14 protein-coding genes are annotated in these 18,199 nt (G+C 47.3%); 6 read left to right on the top strand and 8 right to left on the bottom strand.

Annotated elements, in window-relative coordinates; genetic code table 11:
• The first annotated feature begins 44 nt into the window (after nt 1–44).
• A complete protein-coding gene (locus SEDOR53_RS16835) occupies nt 45–2,276 on the top strand; it encodes an FUSC family membrane protein (RefSeq protein WP_051416443.1) in 2,232 nt (743 codons plus the stop codon).
• 5 nt (nt 2,277–2,281) lie between these two features.
• On the opposite strand, the gene SEDOR53_RS0101720 is transcribed toward SEDOR53_RS16835, so the two are convergent.
• Nucleotides 2,282–4,129 (bottom strand): 2-oxoacid:acceptor oxidoreductase subunit alpha, encoded by a 1,848-nt coding sequence (locus tag SEDOR53_RS0101720; protein WP_026768156.1) that lies wholly within the window; start codon nt 4,127–4,129, stop codon nt 2,282–2,284.
• A gap of 90 nt (nt 4,130–4,219) precedes the next feature.
• On the opposite strand from SEDOR53_RS0101720, the gene SEDOR53_RS0101715 reads away from it, so the two are divergent.
• From SEDOR53_RS0101715 to SEDOR53_RS0101700, 4 genes are all read left to right on the top strand, one after another.
• Nucleotides 4,220–5,095 (top strand): polysaccharide deacetylase family protein, encoded by an 876-nt coding sequence (locus SEDOR53_RS0101715; RefSeq protein WP_026768155.1) that lies wholly within the window; start codon nt 4,220–4,222, stop codon nt 5,093–5,095.
• A gap of 88 nt (nt 5,096–5,183) precedes the next feature.
• Nucleotides 5,184–5,951, top strand: coding sequence for a Bax inhibitor-1/YccA family protein (locus tag SEDOR53_RS0101710; RefSeq protein WP_037360357.1), 768 nt, complete (start codon nt 5,184–5,186; stop codon nt 5,949–5,951).
• Nucleotides 5,952–6,038: 87 nt separating this feature from the next.
• The gene (locus SEDOR53_RS0101705; RefSeq protein ID WP_026768153.1) at nt 6,039–8,048 is read left to right on the top strand and encodes a thiamine pyrophosphate-dependent enzyme; all 2,010 of its coding nucleotides are present in this window, start codon (nt 6,039–6,041) and stop codon (nt 8,046–8,048) included.
• A gap of 17 nt (nt 8,049–8,065) precedes the next feature.
• Entirely contained in the window at nt 8,066–9,607 is a 1,542-nt protein-coding gene (locus SEDOR53_RS0101700; protein WP_157576660.1) for a serine hydrolase, read from the top strand.
• Between the two features lie 13 nt (nt 9,608–9,620).
• Here the strand turns inward: SEDOR53_RS0101700 and SEDOR53_RS0101695 are convergent, their stop codons facing one another.
• The 4 genes from SEDOR53_RS0101695 to SEDOR53_RS0101680 all read right to left on the bottom strand — a co-directional run bounded on the left by SEDOR53_RS0101695 (nt 9,621) and on the right by SEDOR53_RS0101680 (nt 14,020).
• A complete protein-coding gene (locus tag SEDOR53_RS0101695; RefSeq protein WP_026768151.1) occupies nt 9,621–10,799 on the bottom strand; it encodes a dipeptidase in 1,179 nt (392 codons plus the stop codon).
• 1 nt (nt 10,800) lies between these two features.
• Complete coding sequence (locus tag SEDOR53_RS0101690; RefSeq protein WP_232214703.1) at nt 10,801–12,321, bottom strand: amidohydrolase family protein; 1,521 nt, start codon at nt 12,319–12,321, stop codon at nt 10,801–10,803.
• A gap of 72 nt (nt 12,322–12,393) precedes the next feature.
• Nucleotides 12,394–13,032 carry a response regulator transcription factor gene (locus SEDOR53_RS0101685; protein WP_026768149.1) on the bottom strand — a complete coding sequence of 213 codons (639 nt, stop codon included), beginning with the start codon at nt 13,030–13,032 and terminating at the stop codon, nt 12,394–12,396.
• A 37-nt stretch (nt 13,033–13,069) separates the two neighbouring features.
• Nucleotides 13,070–14,020, bottom strand: a complete 951-nt coding sequence (locus SEDOR53_RS0101680) for a sensor histidine kinase KdpD (RefSeq protein ID WP_198018765.1) — start codon at nt 14,018–14,020, stop codon at nt 13,070–13,072.
• A 215-nt stretch (nt 14,021–14,235) separates the two neighbouring features.
• On the opposite strand from SEDOR53_RS0101680, the gene prfA reads away from it, so the two are divergent.
• Entirely contained in the window at nt 14,236–15,300 is a 1,065-nt protein-coding gene (gene prfA / locus SEDOR53_RS0101675; protein WP_026768147.1) for a peptide chain release factor 1, read from the top strand.
• A 2-nt stretch (nt 15,301–15,302) separates the two neighbouring features.
• Here the strand turns inward: prfA and galE are convergent, their stop codons facing one another.
• The 3 genes from galE to SEDOR53_RS0101660 are packed head-to-tail and all read right to left on the bottom strand — an operon-like array spanning nt 15,303 to nt 18,105.
• Nucleotides 15,303–16,343, bottom strand: coding sequence for a UDP-glucose 4-epimerase GalE (galE, locus tag SEDOR53_RS0101670; RefSeq protein ID WP_026768146.1), 1,041 nt, complete (start codon nt 16,341–16,343; stop codon nt 15,303–15,305).
• Between the two features lie 43 nt (nt 16,344–16,386).
• Nucleotides 16,387–17,415 carry an inorganic phosphate transporter gene (locus SEDOR53_RS0101665; RefSeq protein ID WP_232214702.1) on the bottom strand — a complete coding sequence of 343 codons (1,029 nt, stop codon included), beginning with the start codon at nt 17,413–17,415 and terminating at the stop codon, nt 16,387–16,389.
• Nucleotides 17,416–17,457: 42 nt separating this feature from the next.
• Nucleotides 17,458–18,105 (bottom strand): DUF47 domain-containing protein, encoded by a 648-nt coding sequence (locus SEDOR53_RS0101660; protein WP_026768144.1) that lies wholly within the window; start codon nt 18,103–18,105, stop codon nt 17,458–17,460.
• Nucleotides 18,106–18,199: the final 94 nt, after the last annotated feature.

Genomic DNA, 18,199 nt, shown 5'->3' with positions numbered 1-18,199 from the left:
AGTTAAGATGAAACTACTACAAAAGTAAATATCTTTAACAGGAGATGGATTACCTGAAAGAATACCGCAGTTTCATCAGCAGCCATTACCTGAGCGAAGGGGTAAGAATCACCGCAGCGATACTCCTGCCTGTATTGATCTGGAGTTACCTGGGCAACCTGCCTGTGGGCATGACGATGGCCCTGGGCGCTTTATCGGCGAGCATTCCCGATAACCCGGGTCCTATCCATCATCGCAAGAACGGACTGATCGTTTGCACCATCGTGATCTTCTTTGTATCCATCATCACTTCTTTAACGGCGCCCATACATGTATTGTTCTTTTTTGTGCTCACCGGTTTCTGTTTCGTTTTTTCCATGATCGGTGTGTACGGTGCAAGGGCCGGCTCTATTGGTGTCGCTGCGCTGTTGGTAATGGTGGTTCAAACAGAACATCCGGCAAAAGGTTGGGATATCTTATTCAACAGTCTCATATTGGTAGCCGGCAGCGGCTGGTATATTTTACTGAGCCTGGTATTGTACGGCATGCGGCCGTATAAATTGATGCAACAGGCATTGGGTGAATATGTGATGATGGCTGCCGATTACCTGCGGGCGAAAGCCACTTTTTACGATAAGGAATTGGATTATGATAAGAATTACCAGGTATTGCTGGCCCGGCAGATTGCTGTGCAGGAAAAGCAAAACCTGGTGGCGGAACTGATCTTCAAAACCAGGAGCATCGTTAAAGAATCCACGCATACCGGACGGGTATTGATGATGGTATTCATGGATGTGGCGGACCTGTTCGAGCGGGCCATGACTTCTCACCAGAACTATGAAAAACTACATAAGTATTTTGATGAAACGGGCATACTGGATGAGTATCGTTTACTCATCGTTTCGCTTTCCAATGAACTCGATGAAATAGGCATTGCACTCAAGAGCGGCACCACATCGGGATACGACCAACGAATCGATGATGAGTTGCTGGAAGAAAGAGAGCGCCTGCAGAAGTTGCGTACCACCATGCTCAGCCCTTCGAATATCGAGGGGTTCATCAGCCTTCGCCATATACTGGACAGCATCGACGATATCGCTGCACGGATCAGGACCCTGCATCATTATACTTCCTACGATAAAAAATTACGTAAGAAAAAGATCAACACGCCCAACCCCGATGATTTTATTTCGCACCAGGATATCGATCCTAAAATGTTGCGGGATAACCTGAGTTTCCGGTCGAATATTTTCCGGCATTCGCTGCGCATTACTACTTCGGCAGTCTTCGCTTACCTGGTGGCGCAGTTCCTGCCGGTGGGACATAGTTACTGGATATTACTGACAGTAGTTGTAATACTGAAGCCTGCGTACAGTCTTACTAAAAAACGCAACGTAGAAAGACTTACAGGCACTATTTTCGGTGCACTCATAGGATTGGCTTTTTTGTATTTGGTGAAGGATAAGACCGCCATTGTGATTGTGCTGGCTTTCGCCATGATCGGCACTTACAGTTTTATGCGGAGGAAGTATATGGTGAGTGTAACGATGATGACTTTCTACCTGCTGCTGATGTTTCACCTGCTAGACCCGAAAGACTTCGCTGTCATTTTCAGCGACCGTATCATCGATACATTGATCGGCTCAGCGATCGCTTTTATTTTTGGTTACCTGTTGCAACCGGTATGGGAGCATGAACAGATCAATGAAACCATGGCTACAGTGCTCAAAGATGGTATATCGTATTACCGGCTCACGGCTGCACCGTTTACCGGTAAGCCTTTTGACAAAGCGGTTGCCAATGTAGCCCGCAAAAACAGTTGGGTGGCATTGGCCAACCTGTCGGATGCATTTACGCGCATGTTATCGGAGCCGAAGAGCAAACAGATCAACATACCGCATATTCACCAGTTTGTAGTGGCCAATCACATGCTGGTTTCCCACATTGCCACCCTTACTTATTATGCCGATTCACTTTCGGGTGAATATGTTACGGAAGATTATCAACCATTGATCAATGCCAGCACACGTTATCTTGAACAGTCTTTGCAATTGGTAGAAACTGGTAAAGGAGATGATAACCTGCAGTACGATACCACCGGTGTGCGATTGATGGACCAGCACATCAATGAACTAATGCGGCAGAGACAGGAAGAACTGAAGAAAGGCATCATTGAATCTTCACTGCGCAAAAAGTTGTCGGATTTCAAATCCATTACCGATCAGTTCTATTTCGTTTATAAAATAGCTACTGATATACAGAAAATAAGCCTGCACCTGAAACCAGAAAATGATTGAAGCGCTTAGAGCATCGCTTCAATGGCATCTACCAGTTCGCTTTTGGTAATAGGAACACCCATGATTTTGTTATAGCCTTTGGCGTCTACCAGGAATTCATCGCGGATGATGCGCACCAATTGCCCGTTGTTGATCTCGGGAATCAACACTTTATCGAAGTTCTTGATGATCTCGCCCAGGTTCCTCGGGAAAGGCCTTACGTAACGAAGGTGTGCATGGCTAACGGCTTTGCCTTCTGCCTGCAATTCGGCTACCGCGCTTTTAATGGCGCCATAAGTAGAGCCCCATCCTAGTACCAATACTTTTCCTTTTTGAGGGCCGCTGTCGAGTGTTTGCAAAGGAATATAATCGGCAATCTTGTCTACTTTGGCCTGGCGTGTTTTTACCATGTGCTGGTGGTTGTCCTGGTCGTAACTCACATTACCTGTCACATCTTGTTTTTCCAGTCCGCCGATACGGTGCTCCAACCCAGCCGTTCCGGGAACAGCCCAGGGCCTTACCAGTTTCTCATCGCGTTTATAAGGAAGGAATTTTTCTTCTCCTTCATCCAATTGCTTTTTGAATTTCACTTCAATAGGTTGCAATTCTGCCGATACCGGGAATTTCCAGGGTTCGGCGCCATTGGCAATATAACCATCGCTGAGCAGGATCACGGGCGTCATGTGCTGCACCGCAATGCGCACCGCTTCGTAAGCAACATCGAAACAATCACTCGGTGTAGCAGCAGCTATTATGGGCATGGGACATTCGCCATTCCGGCCATAATAAGCCTGCATGAGATCGCTCTGTTCTGTTTTGGTGGGCAAACCGGTAGAAGGTCCGCCTCGCTGTATGTTTACAATGAGCAATGGGATTTCCAGCATCACGGCCAGTCCCATGGCTTCGGATTTGAGTGCCATACCAGGTCCGGATGTGGTAGTCACACCCAAAGAACCGCCATAACTGGCGCCGATGGCCGATGTGATACCGGCGATCTCGTCTTCTGCCTGGAAAGTGCGCACACCAAACGCTTTATGCTTGCTCAGTTCATGTAAAATATCCGATGCCGGTGTGATGGGATAAGTGCCCAGGAAAATGGGCAGTCCGCTTTTCTCACTGGCAGCCACCAATCCCATTGACAGCGCCTGGTTACCCATGATGCTGCGATAGAGGCCCGATTTCATTTTGGCTTTCTCTACCTTGTAGCGGGTAGTAAAAGCTTCCGTAGTATCACCGTAATTATAACCTGCCTGCAATACTTTGATATTGCTTTCCAGGATGACGGGCTTCTTGCCGAATTTTTCTTTGAGGAAGTCGATGGTACTGTCCAGCGTACGGTTGTACATCCAATAAATAAGACCCAGCACAAACATGTTCTTTGCACGGTCCCTTTCCTTAGTACCCAGCTCGGTGAAGTCTTTCAACGCTTCACGCGTAAGCTTGGTTACATCCACTGTGGTGAGGTCATAAGCATCCAGGCTGCCATCTTCCAACGGATTCACGCCATCGGGATAATTGGCCAGGCGCAGGTTCTTATTGTCGAACCCATCAACATTGGCAATGATCTTGCCACCGGGTTTGATACTCTTGAGGTTCACTTTCAACGCAGCGGCGTTCATGGCCACCAGCACATCGCAATAATCGCCGGGCGTATACACCATGTCGCTGGAGAAGCGCAGCTGAAATCCACTCACGCCGGGCAATGTGCCGATCGGGGCGCGAATCTCTGCGGGGAAGTCGGGAAATGTTGCGAGGTCTATACCTAATAAAGCGGTATTGTTGGTAAACTGTTGCCCCGTCAGTTGCATTCCATCACCACTATCGCCTGCAAATTTGATCACTACATCCTGGAGGAGCTCTTCTTTTCTTGTCATGCCAAAAACTGTTAGTAATAGTACGCGAAGTTACTATAAAGCACAGTAATGGAAACAGATCGACTATATTTGACGGCAAAAAAACGGTTGATGCCGATCAGAAATAATATGCTGGGATTCATCCTGATACTAACAGTCAATAGTATTGCGAGTTGTAATAATGTCTCAACCGGGAAGGAAGCTTCGGACACCGCCTCCATTGTGAAGTCCGCTGTTGCACCCGCCAAGCCTGCGGCCGTTGACCCGCTTGCCCATTGGCAGCCATTGGCATACGACAGCACCAAAAAATACATTTACCTCACTTTCGATGATGGACCCCAGCACGGTACGGTAACCTGTGTAGATACCTGCCGCAAGCTGGGCGTGAAAGCCAGCTTTTTTATGGTGGCCATGCATGCCAAAGCCAAATCCGATGGTATGCAGATCGTTAAGATGATCCGTGATAGTTACCCTTCCTTCCTGTTGGCCAACCACAGCACCACGCATGCGGCTATTGGCTATCACCGGTTTTACAAACAGGTGAGCCAGACAGGCGAAGATTTTACCAACGCCCAGGAGCAATTGCATGTGCCATATAAAATGGCCAGGCTGCCGGGCAACAGCGCCTGGGTAAGGCAGGGGGAACTGAAGGCTTCGCCGCTGGTGCGGCCGGTTACCGCTTTGCTCGACAGTGCCGGGTACAATGTGTTCGGATGGGATGTAGAGTGGAGTTTCAACCACAAGAATGCAAGACCCGTTCAAAGTCCGGAGAAGCTGCTTGCGGAGGTCGACAGCGCTTTCGCCAGGAACAGGACCCATGTGAAGAACCACCTGGTGATCCTTTCGCATGACCGGATGTTCCAGCGGCCGGAAGATGCGGCGGCCCTGTCTGCTTTTATCCGGTTGCTCAAACAGAATCCGGCCTATGTTTTCGAAACCGTGGATCATTATCCCGGCATCAAACCGCCTGTGTATCAGCCTTTTTGAGAACGTTAAAATTGAAAACCTGTCATTTTTTCCGGTTATGAATCAGGCAGGGAATTTGTACTTTTGAAACAGACAAAACATAAAAACTATGGCAATTTTTAAATCGGGTAACCCTACTCTTTCGGAAAAGATGTTTGACAGGAGTTTGCAGCTGGAATCGGCAGCACAAGGTACCATGAGTGTGCGTGGGGCGATTAACAAGTTCGGCTTTTTGATGCTGATGGTAATAGCAGGGGCCGGTTACAGCTGGCACTTGTATGACCAGTTCAAACAAGATACCATGACCACGCTGATGATCGTAGGAGCGATCGGTGGTATGATCAGCGCATTCGCAATTTCATTCAAACCCAACTGGGCGCCTTACCTGGCACCCGCTTATGGCATATTGGAAGGTCTTTTCATCGGCGGTATTTCCGCGATACTGAATGCGGCTTTCGCCAAAAGCTATCCCGGGTTGATCATGCAGGCGGTAGGGCTCACTTTTGGTGTGGCCATTGCCATGTTCCTGCTCTATAATTTCCGCGTGATCAAGGCTACGGAGAAATTCAAATCCATCATATTCTCGGCAACCCTGGGCATCTTCATCTTTTATTTGATTACGATGGTGCTGCGCTGGTTTGGTGTGAACATCAGCTTCATGTACGACAGCAGCCCGCTGAGCATTGGCATCAGCCTGTTTGTAGTCGCTATCGCAGCGTTGAACCTGATCCTTGATTTCGATATGATCGAACAGGGTGCAGAAAGAGGCGCTCCCAAGTTCATGGAATGGTATGGTGCATTCGGACTGATGGTTACCATCATCTGGCTGTACATTGAAATACTTAAATTGTTGAGTAAACTTTCGAACAGAAACTAAAATCATTATCAGATAATGTTGAAGCCGCCTTCGGGCGGCTTTTTTAATTGCATTTCTTTCTATCTTGGAGCAAGAAATCTGATACACATGAATTTCTTCAGAAAGGAATTGAGCAACGATGAACTGATCTATATCTACCGCAATCTTTTACTGCCCAGGATGATTGAGGAAAAAATGCTGGTGTTGTTACGGCAGGGCAGGATCAGCAAATGGTTCAGCGGCATCGGACAGGAAGCCATTGCCGTAGGCAGTACGCTGGCCCTTCAGAAAAATGAATGGATCATGCCATTGCATCGCAACCTGGGTGTGTTCACTTCCCGTCAGATGTCGCTGCAAAAATTGTTCATGCAGTGGCAGGGAAACAAAGACGGATACAGCAAGGGCAGGGAACGCAGCTTTCATTTTGGCAGCAAAGCGCATCATATATGTGGCATGATCTCTCACCTGGGACCGCAACTGACATTGGCCGATGGAGTAGCCCTGGCGCACCAGCTTCGCAAAGAACAAAAAGTATCGTTAGCCTATTCGGGCGATGGCGGTACGAGCGAAGGAGATTTTCACGAAGCCCTGAACATAGCGGCTGTGTGGGATCTGCCGGTGATATTTCTTATTGAAAACAACGGCTACGGGTTGAGCACACCCGTGAGCGAACAATACCGCTGCCAAAACCTGGTTGACAAAGCCAGAGGATATGGCATGGAAGGCGTTCGCATCAATGGGAACAATGTGCTGGAAGTGTATGATACGATCAAAGGCGTACGTGAATATTGTATCAATAACCGGAAACCTTACCTGGTAGAGTGCATGACCTTCCGCATGCGCGGACATGAAGAAGCCAGCGGCACCAAATATGTGCCGCAGGAACTGTTCAAAAAATGGGTACAGCAGGATCCGGTGAGAAGTTTTGAACAATACCTGCTCGCAGAAAAAGTGCTCACTCAAACGGAAGTAACCAATATCCGCAATGGGTTTAAGGATTATATGGAAGAAGAACTGCAGCATGCTTTCGATGCACAACCCATAATACCCGATACTGCCGAAGAATTGCAGGACGTATATGCGAAACAATCGGTGATCCACAGCCAATGGTCGTTGGCTAACAGGGTTGATGAACCCGAACCTGTAACGGATGAGCCCGCCAAACGTTTTATCGATGCAATTACGGAAGCGTTGAAGCAGAGTATGGAAAAGCACACACAACTGGTGCTCATGGGGCAAGACATAGCCGAATATGGCGGCGCATTCAAGATCACGGAAGGATTTGTAGAACAGTTTGGTAAGGAGCGGGTGCGCAACACACCGCTTTGTGAAAGTGCAGTGATAGGAACAGCGTTAGGGTTGAGCCTGGAAACATTCAAATCGGTAGTAGAAATGCAGTTTGCCGATTTTGTTACCATGGGTTTCAACCAGATCGTCAACAACCTGGCAAAAATATATTACCGTTGGGGGCAACCGGCAGACGTGGTCATCCGCATGCCAACAGGCGGCGGTGTGGGAGCCGGTCCTTTCCATTCACAAAGCAATGAAGCCTGGTTCACGCATGTGCCCGGTTTGAAAGTGGTGTATCCTTCTTCGCCGCACGATGCAAAAGGACTACTCATTGCAGCCATCAATGATCCGAATCCGGTTTTATATTTCGAACACAAAGCGTTGTACAGGAGTATAAGCGGCCATTTTCCCGGTCAGCCTTATGAAGTGGAGATCGGCAAGGCGCGGGTAGTGCAGCAGGGAGAAGATATTACCGTGATCAGTTACGGAATGGGCGTACACTGGGCATTACATTACCAGCAAGAGCACCCGGATATTTCCCTGCACCTCCTGGACCTCAGAACCTTATTACCACTCGATTACGAAGCGATACGCAAAGCGGTAAAGCAAACAGGCAAAGTATTGATCCTGCATGAAGATACACTGACCGGAGGCATTGGCGCAGAAGTGGCGGCCTGGGTAGGAGAGCATTGTTATGAATTGCTGGATGCTCCCGTAATGCGCTGCGCTTCGCTGGACACGCCTGTTCCGTTCAACACGGAGCTGGAAAAGAATTTCATGGCGGAAAGCCGTTTGGATGCGTGCATAAAGAAACTGCAGGCTTATTAATGCTTCAATTTATAACTATGCATAGTCTTTTTAAAAGAATGGTTTTGCTCTGTTGTTTTTGTCCGCTGCTATCGGCGGCACAACAAAAAGAACAGTATCATGCACCTGTATTTGAAGACAAAGACCGGCTGCAACGCATGGAAGCTTTGTTCCCTGTTGTAGCGCAACTGTATGCTTCCTATGCAGAGAAGAATCATTTTCCGGGATATGCTTTTGGCATCATGCTCGATGGCAAGCTGGTGTACAAGGGGAGTGGCGGCTATATTGACCTGGAAAATAAAATACCGGCTACTACTACGGCTATGTTCCGCATTGCATCCATGTCTAAAAGCTTTACAGCCATGGCCATCCTGCAATTGCGCGATCAGGGTAAACTGCAACTGGATGATCCGGTATCGAAATACATACCCGGAATCCATGACCAGCAACTCACCAGCGATGCACCTGTCATTACTATACGCCATCTACTTACTCATAGTGCCGGTTTTCCGGAAGACAATCCCTGGGGCGATCGCCAATTGGCAGACACCCGCGAAGCATTACTGCAATTGATCAAAAAAGGAATTTCATTTTCAAATGTACCGGGTGTTGCCTATGAATACAGCAACCTGGGCTTTGCCAGCCTGGGATACATCATAGAAAAAGTAACAGGCAAACCTTACAGCGAATACATTGCCGAACATATCTGGAAACCATTGAACATGAGCCAGGCTACGTATGAATACAGCCGTGTTCCGGCGGCGCAACTGGCACATGGTTATCGTTGGATTGATGGTCATTGGAAAACAGAAGCTCTTTTGCATGATGGCATCTATGGTGCCATGGGCGGCATGATCACTTCGATAGAATCGTTCAGTAAATATGTGGCATTGCACCAGCAGGCATGGCCACCGCGCAATGATGCAGAACAGGGCCCTTTGAAAAGAAGTTCCATACGCGAAATGCACCAGCCCTGGCGTTTCAGCGGCCTCAATGCACAATTCACTTATCCCGATGGAAAAAAATGTCCTGTTGTTAGCGCTTATGGATATGGTTTAAGATGGTCGAGGGACTGCGAAGGGAGAACCATCATTGAACACAGCGGCGGATTGCCAGGCTTTGGCAGTAACTGGAAGATACTACCCGAATATGGTTTAGGCGTGATATTGTTTGCCAACGTGACTTATGCCAGCACCAGCGCCATCAACCTGCAAGTGTTGGATACGCTGATCAGGGCTGCAAAATTGAAACCTGCATCCTTGCCCCCATCTGATATTCTGAAAGAAAGACAAGCAGTGTTGTTGAAATTATTGCCCAGTTGGGATGGTGCCGCATCCAGCGGTATTTTTGCGGAGAATTTTTTTGCCGATTACCTGATTGATGCGTTAAAGAAGGAAGCGAAAGAAGTATTTGAAAAAGCCGGAACCATTATCAGGGTTGGCGAAGTGATGCCGGAAAACCAGTTGCGCGGCTCATTTACGTTATATGGTACAAGCACGAATATCCTTGTGAGTTTTACACTTACGCCGGAACACCCTGCGTTGATACAGGAATACCATCTCCGGAATATTGCCCGGTAAACACCAGCGTATCTTACCTGCTGTTGGCTGCGAATACCCTTAGGAAATTCTCGCCCAGTATTTTTCTAACAGCGCCGTTACTATAGCCGCGTTCTTTCAGTGCTTTGGTAATCAATGGATAACAGCTTACATCGTCGAGCCCGATAGGCGCGGAAGTAATGCCATCAAAATCAGATCCCAATCCTACATGGTCTATCCCAATCCTTTTTACAATATAATCGATGTGGTCGATCAGGAGTGAAAGGGGTGGCCGCAGTTCTTTTACTTCGTCGGCGTATTTCTCTGCCAGGTAACTGTCGGCAAAAAAAGGCTCGGGATTCATTTTAAGTATCGTATCCCTTTCTTCTTTATGCCGTGCATTGAAGCCGTCGAGCTTGCGCTGGAAACTGCTGTCGAGAAAACCGGAAAAGAAATTCAGGTGTATCACACCGCCATTTTTTCCAACAGCATCTATCTGGTCGTCTTTCAGGTTGCGGAACACCGGGCACAGCGTGTAGGCGCAACTATGCGATACAATAACAGGTTTGGTGGTAGTGTGAATGGCATCCCAGAAAGTCTGTTCACCTACATGCGAAAGGTCTACCATCATACCCAGTTGATTCATGCGTTTCACCACCTGTATACCAAAATCGTTCAGTCCTTTTTTGGCGTTGGTAACTTTGCCGGAACTTTCATCCATAGCCGAAGTGGCCCAGGGTGTAGAGTTGTTCCAGGTAAGTGTCATATACCGCACGCCTCTTTTATACAAACTATCGAGGTATTGCAGGTTGTTCTCTATCATGTGGCCTCCTTCCACACCCATCATACAAGCCAGCTTTTTTGTTTTCACAGCTTGCTGTAGGTCATGAGGTGTTTTAACGATCATCATGTCGGCAGGATTCCGTTTCACCCATTCGTATAGTGTATCGATTTCCCTGTTGGCCCTTGCAAAAGCCCTTCCTTTTCCATAAGAGCCATCACACCATACCGAGAATACCTGCACATCAATCCCCCCCTGTTTCATGCGGCGCAGGTCTGAATGGGCGAAGGCTTTCATGTCTTCATCGAAGACCACATTTTTTTCGAGCGATTGGGTAAGCACATCGTTGTGCGTATCCACCACAGTGGCTTTGGCATGCAATTTCTGGTAAGCCTGCGCCTGCATACCTGCCGGTAGCAACAATGCGAACAACCAGGGAGAGAAATACTTCATACTATTGTTTTTTTAAGACGATGCCAGCTCTTGTGCCGTTATGCTTGCCATCATCAACAGTTAACTGTCCGTTTACGATCACGTATCTGAACCCGGTAGCATACTGATGCGGCTTGTCATACGTAGCATGATCCTGCACTTCTTTTTCATCGAATATTACGATATCGGCGGCAAATCCTTCCCTCAATAAACCGCGGTCTTTCAACTGGAATTTTTGAGCAGGTAGGGAAGTCATTCTGCGAATGGCTTCTTCCAGTGAGAGTACTTTTTCTTCCCGCACATATTTGCTCAGCACCCTGGCATTGGTGCCGTATCCGCGCGGATGCGGATTGCCCTGGTTGAAAACGCGGATGCTGGCATCGGAGGCGAACATGTCGTAAGGGTATTGCATGATGGCTTTCACATCTCCTTCACTCATGCCATGAAATACCATCGATGCATCGCCTTGTTCCATCATTTCCACAACAGTTTCGGCTTCTTCTGAAGCTTTGTGTTTTTTGCCTTTCATCAGGTTCACGGCTTCAATGCTTTTGCCATTGTAGCTGGTATCGGGTTTGAAGGTGGCTACTACCGGGTAACTGAAATGGCTCAGCTTTCTTTTTTTCAGGCGCGCGAGCATGTAATCGATCACTTCTTTTCTTACTGCAGGTCTTGCAAGGCGGGCACGAATCGAATCATGACCATCTGCCAACACCCAGTCGGGTAACAAAGTGCTCAGCGAAGTGCTGCTGGCCGTATAAGGATACTGGTCAATGGTAACGTCCAATCCTTCCTTCCGCGCGCGGATGATCAGTGGAATGGTTTCGCGGCTTCTGCCCCAGTTCTGCTGGCCGCTCAGTTTGAAATGCGATATTTCTACGGGCATCTTTGCTTCACGCCCTATGTGCAGCGCTTCTTCAATGGCCTGCACCACACTATCGCCTTCATCACGTATATGACTGGCATAGACGCCATTGTATTTCGCCGCTACTTTGGCGAGCCGTACCACTTCTTCGGTTTTGGAATAAGTGCCGGGTATATAAATCAATCCTGTTGAAAACCCAACCGCCCCATCTTTCATGGCCTGTTCCACGATCTCTTCCATCTGATGCATTTCAGCTTCATTGGGGTCCCTGTTGGCGTTGCCCAGCACAGCTTTGCGCACATCGTTATGGCCAATGAGCGATGCAACATTGATGGAAAGTTTCAGGCTGTCGAGCATTGCAAAATAGCGCCCCAGGTTGGTATTCGATGATCCGCAATTACCGGTAACAGCAGTGGTAACACCATCATAAATGAAGTTGGTCGCTTCGGGTACTTTTTTCTCCTCACCCTCGAGGTGCGTATGCACATCAATGAATCCGGGCGCTACTACCAGTCCGGATGCATCAATGATCCTGTTCGCTTGCCAATGGGAGAGGCGACCAGTCTGAACGATCTTGCCATTTCGGATGGCAATGTCTCCATAAACCCAGGAATTACCTGTACCATCGATGACCCTGCCATTTTTAATGAGGATATCAGCTTGTTGTGCGTGAACCAAGATTGGGCAGCAAAGAAGGAGAAGTACTGGTATTCGCATAGGAATGGTTAAAAGTTATTGGAAGAGAATTCTCTAAGGTGAAACATATAAACCCTTCTGTATGGCAAATACAATGAGGTCTGCTGTTCTGTTTACCCTGAATCTTTTCATGATGTTTTTATGGTATCCCTGTACGGTATAAACACTGAGTCCGAGTTGCGCCGCAATTTCTTTTGACGTGAACCCGGAACAGACCAGCTCCAGCACATCTTTTTCGCGAGGCGTGAGGTGGATACGGATGGGCTTGTCGGAGAGGACGAGGTCCGTGAGGCTGGCCCCCCATTTTTTTGCGATGTATTGCTTGCCTTCTGTCACTGCCTGTATCGCATCGGTCAATTCTTCGAGGGAGGAATCTTTCGATAAATATCCATTGGCGCCAATCTTGAATGTATGCCTGATGGTATGTGCATCTGTGATGGAAGAAAGTACAATGATCCTGGTACTGTTGAACTCGGGCATCTTCCTGATCTTTTCTATCAATTCCATACCTCCCATAACAGGCAATACGAGATCGGTGATGATGATATCGGGCTTCCAGGAGCCATCGAGTGATTCCAGAAAAAGAGGAACGGCGGTAAATGTTTTTACCTCGGTAATACCGGGGTCTTTCTGCAACATGTAAGTAATGGCTTTCGCTATTAATTCATGATCATCGATCAGTGCAATTGTCATTCAGTAAGACGGATTGGTATCAGATTAAAGGTAATGATTATCCATTAAATTTCAGTTTCATCACAGTTCCTTCGGAAGGCTTGCTTTCTATCTCCAGATCGCAAGGTACCAGTTTTACCAGGTCCAGCACGAGGTTGAGCCCCATGCCCAACCCCAACTCGTCGTTGGTTCCTTTCCTGGATGCAGATGTTTTATTGAAGATGTCACTGATCGTATTCTTGCTCATCCCTATGCCACTGTCGCGGATAATGATTTCATTTTTCGCAGTGACGATCTCCACTGATCCTTTGGGAGGCGTGAATTTGATGGCATTGGAAATAAGGTTACGTAGTACCACCGTCATTATTTCGGCATCTGCTTCAATGTTCCGGAACGCTCCGAATTTGACGGAAGTTTTGAGTTGCTTGCTTTCACAGATGTTGCGGTATATAGCAAATATCCTGTTGACCAACTGCTCCAGATCAATGGTCGTTTTTTCCATCCTGAAACCACTGTAATTAGACCTGGCCCAGTTGAGTGTTGTGTCGAGCAACTCCAGTACCTGGAAAGATTGCTTTTGAATGAGTTGGGTCATGCAGGTGAACTCATCACTGGTGAGATCGCCGGTAGTGGCCAATGCAGAGATGGTGAAGAGGTTGGTGATAGGCCCTCTCAGGTCATGACTGAGAATGGATAACAGCCGGTCCTTGTTGTGGCCCGTCTGAATCAATGATTCCTGCAAACTGAGTTCATTGTTAAGGTCTACAAAAGCCACGATGCGGATGTTGTCAATTATGGAAGACTTGATCAGGTACCACCGCTCTGCGTTCGATTTGCAGGTAACCCTTGCTCTGGACATCACAAAGCTCTCCCCCTTCAATACGGCTTCTTTTTCCAATTGAACCCATTTGGTTATTACTTCTTCGCGGTAAGCAGGATCGGGGTATGCTTTTTCAAACCAGGCAGCTTCATCCGGAACCTCTTCACAGCTATACCCGATTTCAGTCACAAATACATTGTTAAAATATATATGTTTGTTTCTGTTGTCAGACTTCTCAGCAATGATGAAGGGGTAGGGTAAACAATCCGAGAGCTTAATCAGGGAACTCAAGGATAATTCTTGCTCTGACAGAAACTTCTTCATACGCGATGAAATTACAGCTTTATGAGCAAACGCCATACTACCAACTATTCTCGTAATTTTGCACTCTTAAAATCAAGGATATGTTGGATAAGCTGGAAGCCATCAAGGCGCGTTTTGAGCAGGTAGGTATTGCGCTGACGAACCCGGAGATCATCAATAACCAGAAAGAGTTTGGAGCATACAGTAAAGAGTACCGCACTTTAGAGAAGATAGTGAAGCCTTATGACGATTACAGAAGGGTGGTAAGTGATTATGATTTTGCGAAAGAAAGTCTTTCCGGAAACGATGAAGATATGCGGGAACTGGCCAAGATGGAGTTACCTGCCCTTGAAGAAAAAAAGGCCACACTGGAAAAAGAGTTAACCCGTTTACTCATTCCCAAAGATCCGCAGGACGATAAGAATGCCATCCTGGAGATTCGTGCAGGAACAGGGGGCGACGAAGCCAGTTTGTTTGCAGGAGACCTGTTGGGTATGTACCTGCGTTACTGTTCACGCAAAGGATGGAAAACTGCTGTTGTAAGTGAAAGCGAAGGAACAGTAGGTGGTTATAAAGAAGTGGTGGTAGAAGTAACCGGTGAAGATGTATATGGAACCCTCAAATTTGAAAGCGGTGTACACCGTGTACAGCGGGTGCCCGATACCGAAACACAGGGGCGCGTACATACGTCGGCTGCAACGGTAGCAGTGATGCCCGAAGCGGAAGAAGTGGATTTTGAATTGAAAGAGAGTGATGTGAAAATGGAAACAGCGCGAAGTGGTGGTGCAGGCGGACAAAACGTGAACAAAGTAGAGACCAAAGTATTCTTAACACATATACCAACCGGTGTAGTGGTGGTTTGTCAAACAGAACGTTCACAGTTGGGTAACCGCGAAAAAGCGATGGCCATGTTGCGTACCAAATTGTATGAAGATCAGGTGCGTAAGCAGGAAGAAGAAATTGCCCGTCGCCGTAAAACGCTGGTGAGTACGGGAGACAGAAGTGCCAAGATCAGAACCTATAACTGGCCGCAGGGCCGTGTAACAGACCATCGCATTGGTCTTACTTCTTATAACCTCGATGCGGTAGTAGGCGGCGGAGAGATCGATGAATTCATCGAAGCGTTACAGGTAGCGGAGAATGCTGAAAAAATGTTAGAAAAATAACGTCAATTATTCTTGACTTTATTCTCCGCCTCTTTGATCTTCAGTTCCCATTCCCAGGCAGTCTTCATCATGTCTTTGATGTCATATTTGATTTGCCAGCCCAGCTCGGTTACTGCATGGTTGTTGTTGGCATAAATGGCCATGATATCGCCGGGACGGCGTGGACCTATTTCATAATTCAGTTTAACACCGCTGACTTCTTCGAAAGTATGAATGGCTTCCAGCACGGTAACACCGTTGCCGGTACCCAGGTTGAATATATCGCAGGAGGTTTTGTTTTTTCCGGCAGCAAGGTATTCAACAGCCAGTGTATGTGCATGTGCAATATCACACACGTGGATGAAATCGCGGATACAGCTGCCATCGCGTGTAGGATAATCGGCGCCGAATACCATCATCTTGGGTAATTTGCCAATCGCGGTCTGGGTGATGGCGGGAACCAGGTTCTGCGGTTTGCCAATGGGTAATTCACCCAGTATGGTAGTGGGATGTGCGCCGGTAGGATTGAAATAACGCAGCAGGATGGCTTTGGTATGACCGTTCCTTGCGAAATCGCGCAGGATCTCTTCACCCATTTGCTTGGTGGCGCCGTAGGGCGATTCGGCTTTTTTGATGGGAGAGTCTTCTGTAACCGGCATTTTATCCGGACTTCCATATACCGTGCAGGAAGAAGAAAATACAAAATGCGGAACCCTGAACTCTTTTACACATTTGAGCAGGTTGATGAGTGAGAACATATTGTTCTCATAATACATCAGCGGTTGTTCTACTGACTCACCCACTGCTTTGTAAGCGGCAAAATGGATCACGCCGGTGATGTCGGGGTTTTCCTGGAAAACGGCGAGTGTATCGTCGAAATTTTTCAGATCCACCAGGTAGTTCTTGATCTTTTTACCGGTGATCTGTTCAATACCTTTGACAGCATAAGAAGTAGACCTTGAATTGTCATCGATGGAAATAACATCGAACCCGTTTTCGATCAGATCAACGATGGTGTGAGAACCTATATACCCGCATCCGCCGGTTACCAGTATTTTAGCCATACTACAAAGTTAGTGGCGCAAAGTAAATGCAAGGCAGGGAATCCTAGAGAAATAATTTCATGATATAGAAGAAGGCAGCAGCCATTACCGCCGAAACCGGAATGGTCAATACCCATGCCCAAAGCAGGTTAACGGTAACACCCCAGCGAACTGCACTGAGTCGTTTGGTAGCGCCCACACCAATGATGGATCCGGTGATGGTATGCGTGGTACTAACAGGTATCTTGAAATGTTCGGTAAGGAATAAGGTAATGGCACCTGCAGTTTCCGCTGCAACGCCTTCGAGTGGTGTTACTTTGGTGATACGTGTACCCATGGTTTTCACAATTTTCCAGCCGCCACTCATAGTACCCAATCCCATTGCCAGGAAGCAGGAAAGCGGCACCCAGTCTGGTATGGATTTCAGGTCGGGAATAAAATTCGATGCAACCATGGCAGCACCGATCAATCCCATCACTTTCTGCGAATCATTACCACCATGACCCAGGCTGAAGGCTGCGGAAGACAACAACTGTAATCTTTTGAACCATTTTTCTGCCCGGTATGGATTGGCCCGTTTACATAGGTGTACAATGATGATGGTAATAATAAAGGCAATGACCATGCCTATGAACGGTGCAAGCACAATAAAAGCTACAATAGGAATTACCTTACTCATTACAATCACACCAAAGCTTTGATAGTGGGCTACGGCTGCGCCGATCAGTCCGCCGATCAGGGCATGGGAAGAGCTGGACGGAATACCAAACCACCAGGTGATCAGGTTCCATGCGATGGATGAAAGCAAAGCGGCCAATGTTACATAAAGCGCCAGGTGATCACCTTTCTGTATAGTAACACTTTTGGCAATCGTATCAGCGATACCAAACCCGCCGATCAGGTATTTGGAGATGAAAAAAGCGCCGAAGTTGAAAAGGGCAGCCCAAAGTACGGCCTGGAAAGGAGTCAATACTTTGGTAGAAACAATGGTGGCTATAGAATTAGCTGCGTCGTGGAATCCATTAATATAATCGAAAATAAAAGCCAGTACAATGATAACGATCAGTAAGGTTGCCATAAGTTTCTTTTTCATGCGCAGTATGTTTCGCCGATAGCGAAAACGGGCTGCGCACTATTATGCATATTTAATGATAATGGATTCGATCACATTGGCTGCATCCTCACATTTGTCGGTGGCAATTTCCATTACCTGGTAGATCTCACGTTTCTTGATCACTTCCTTGAAATCGTTCTCCTGCTGGAACAACATTTCAATGCTCATGTCAAATACATCGTCGGCCTGGTTCTCGATGCTGTTCACTTTTACCAGCGCTTCGGTCATTTCACGGAGATGTTTCATATCGCGCAGACCCAATACGGCTTTCCTGATCTCGATGGTTCCCTGCAGGATCAGTTCGGCCATCTTCTGGATGCCGGTATCATTGGGGTTTACACTGTAAAAATTGATCTTTTTAGCGGAAGCGAATATGTAGTCGGCGATATCGTCGAGTGCAGTAGCCAGGTAGTGGATGTCTTCACGGTCGAAGGGTGTGATGAAATTCCTGCCCAGTTCAGTGAAAATGCGGTGGGTATTATCGTCGTTCTTGTGTTCGAGGTCTTCAATCTGGGAGAGGATGGCAGCTCTTTTGTTTTTTTCAGGCTCACTTACCATTTCCTTGAGCTTGATGCCCATCTCGTAGCCTTTTTCCGCCACATCTTCGAACAACTCATAGAACACTTTGTTTTTAGGCATGAAGAAACGGCCGAAGGTATTAATACCCATACAAATTGAAATTTAGCGCAAAAATAGCGTTATGCCATTGATGCTCAGGTGGAGATGTAAACTTAATAATAAGATAATATAGCATCAAGATACT

This window comes from Asinibacterium sp. OR53 (genome assembly GCF_000515315.1).
GTDB lineage: Bacteria > Bacteroidota > Bacteroidia > Chitinophagales > Chitinophagaceae > Sediminibacterium.
Note: the sequence above shows the minus strand (reverse complement) of the source record. Positions and strands in the feature narration are given on the sequence as shown.

Coding starts and splice junctions, on each gene's coding strand:
- SEDOR53_RS0101660 (WP_026768144.1), bottom strand. CDS start 18,105: ATGGGTATTAATACCTTCGGCCGTTTCTTCATGCCTAAAAACAAAGTG.
- SEDOR53_RS16835 (WP_051416443.1), top strand. CDS start 45: ATGGATTACCTGAAAGAATACCGCAGTTTCATCAGCAGCCATTACCTG.
- galE (WP_026768146.1), bottom strand. CDS start 16,343: ATGGCTAAAATACTGGTAACCGGCGGATGCGGGTATATAGGTTCTCAC.
- SEDOR53_RS0101665 (WP_232214702.1), bottom strand. CDS start 17,415: ATGAAAAAGAAACTTATGGCAACCTTACTGATCGTTATCATTGTACTG.
- SEDOR53_RS0101710 (WP_037360357.1), top strand. CDS start 5,184: ATGGCAATTTTTAAATCGGGTAACCCTACTCTTTCGGAAAAGATGTTT.
- SEDOR53_RS0101720 (WP_026768156.1), bottom strand. CDS start 4,129: ATGACAAGAAAAGAAGAGCTCCTCCAGGATGTAGTGATCAAATTTGCA.
- SEDOR53_RS0101700 (WP_157576660.1), top strand. CDS start 8,066: ATGCATAGTCTTTTTAAAAGAATGGTTTTGCTCTGTTGTTTTTGTCCG.
- SEDOR53_RS0101715 (WP_026768155.1), top strand. CDS start 4,220: ATGCCGATCAGAAATAATATGCTGGGATTCATCCTGATACTAACAGTC.
- SEDOR53_RS0101695 (WP_026768151.1), bottom strand. CDS start 10,799: ATGAAGTATTTCTCTCCCTGGTTGTTCGCATTGTTGCTACCGGCAGGT.
- SEDOR53_RS0101705 (WP_026768153.1), top strand. CDS start 6,039: ATGAATTTCTTCAGAAAGGAATTGAGCAACGATGAACTGATCTATATC.
- SEDOR53_RS0101685 (WP_026768149.1), bottom strand. CDS start 13,032: ATGACAATTGCACTGATCGATGATCATGAATTAATAGCGAAAGCCATT.
- prfA (WP_026768147.1), top strand. CDS start 14,236: ATGTTGGATAAGCTGGAAGCCATCAAGGCGCGTTTTGAGCAGGTAGGT.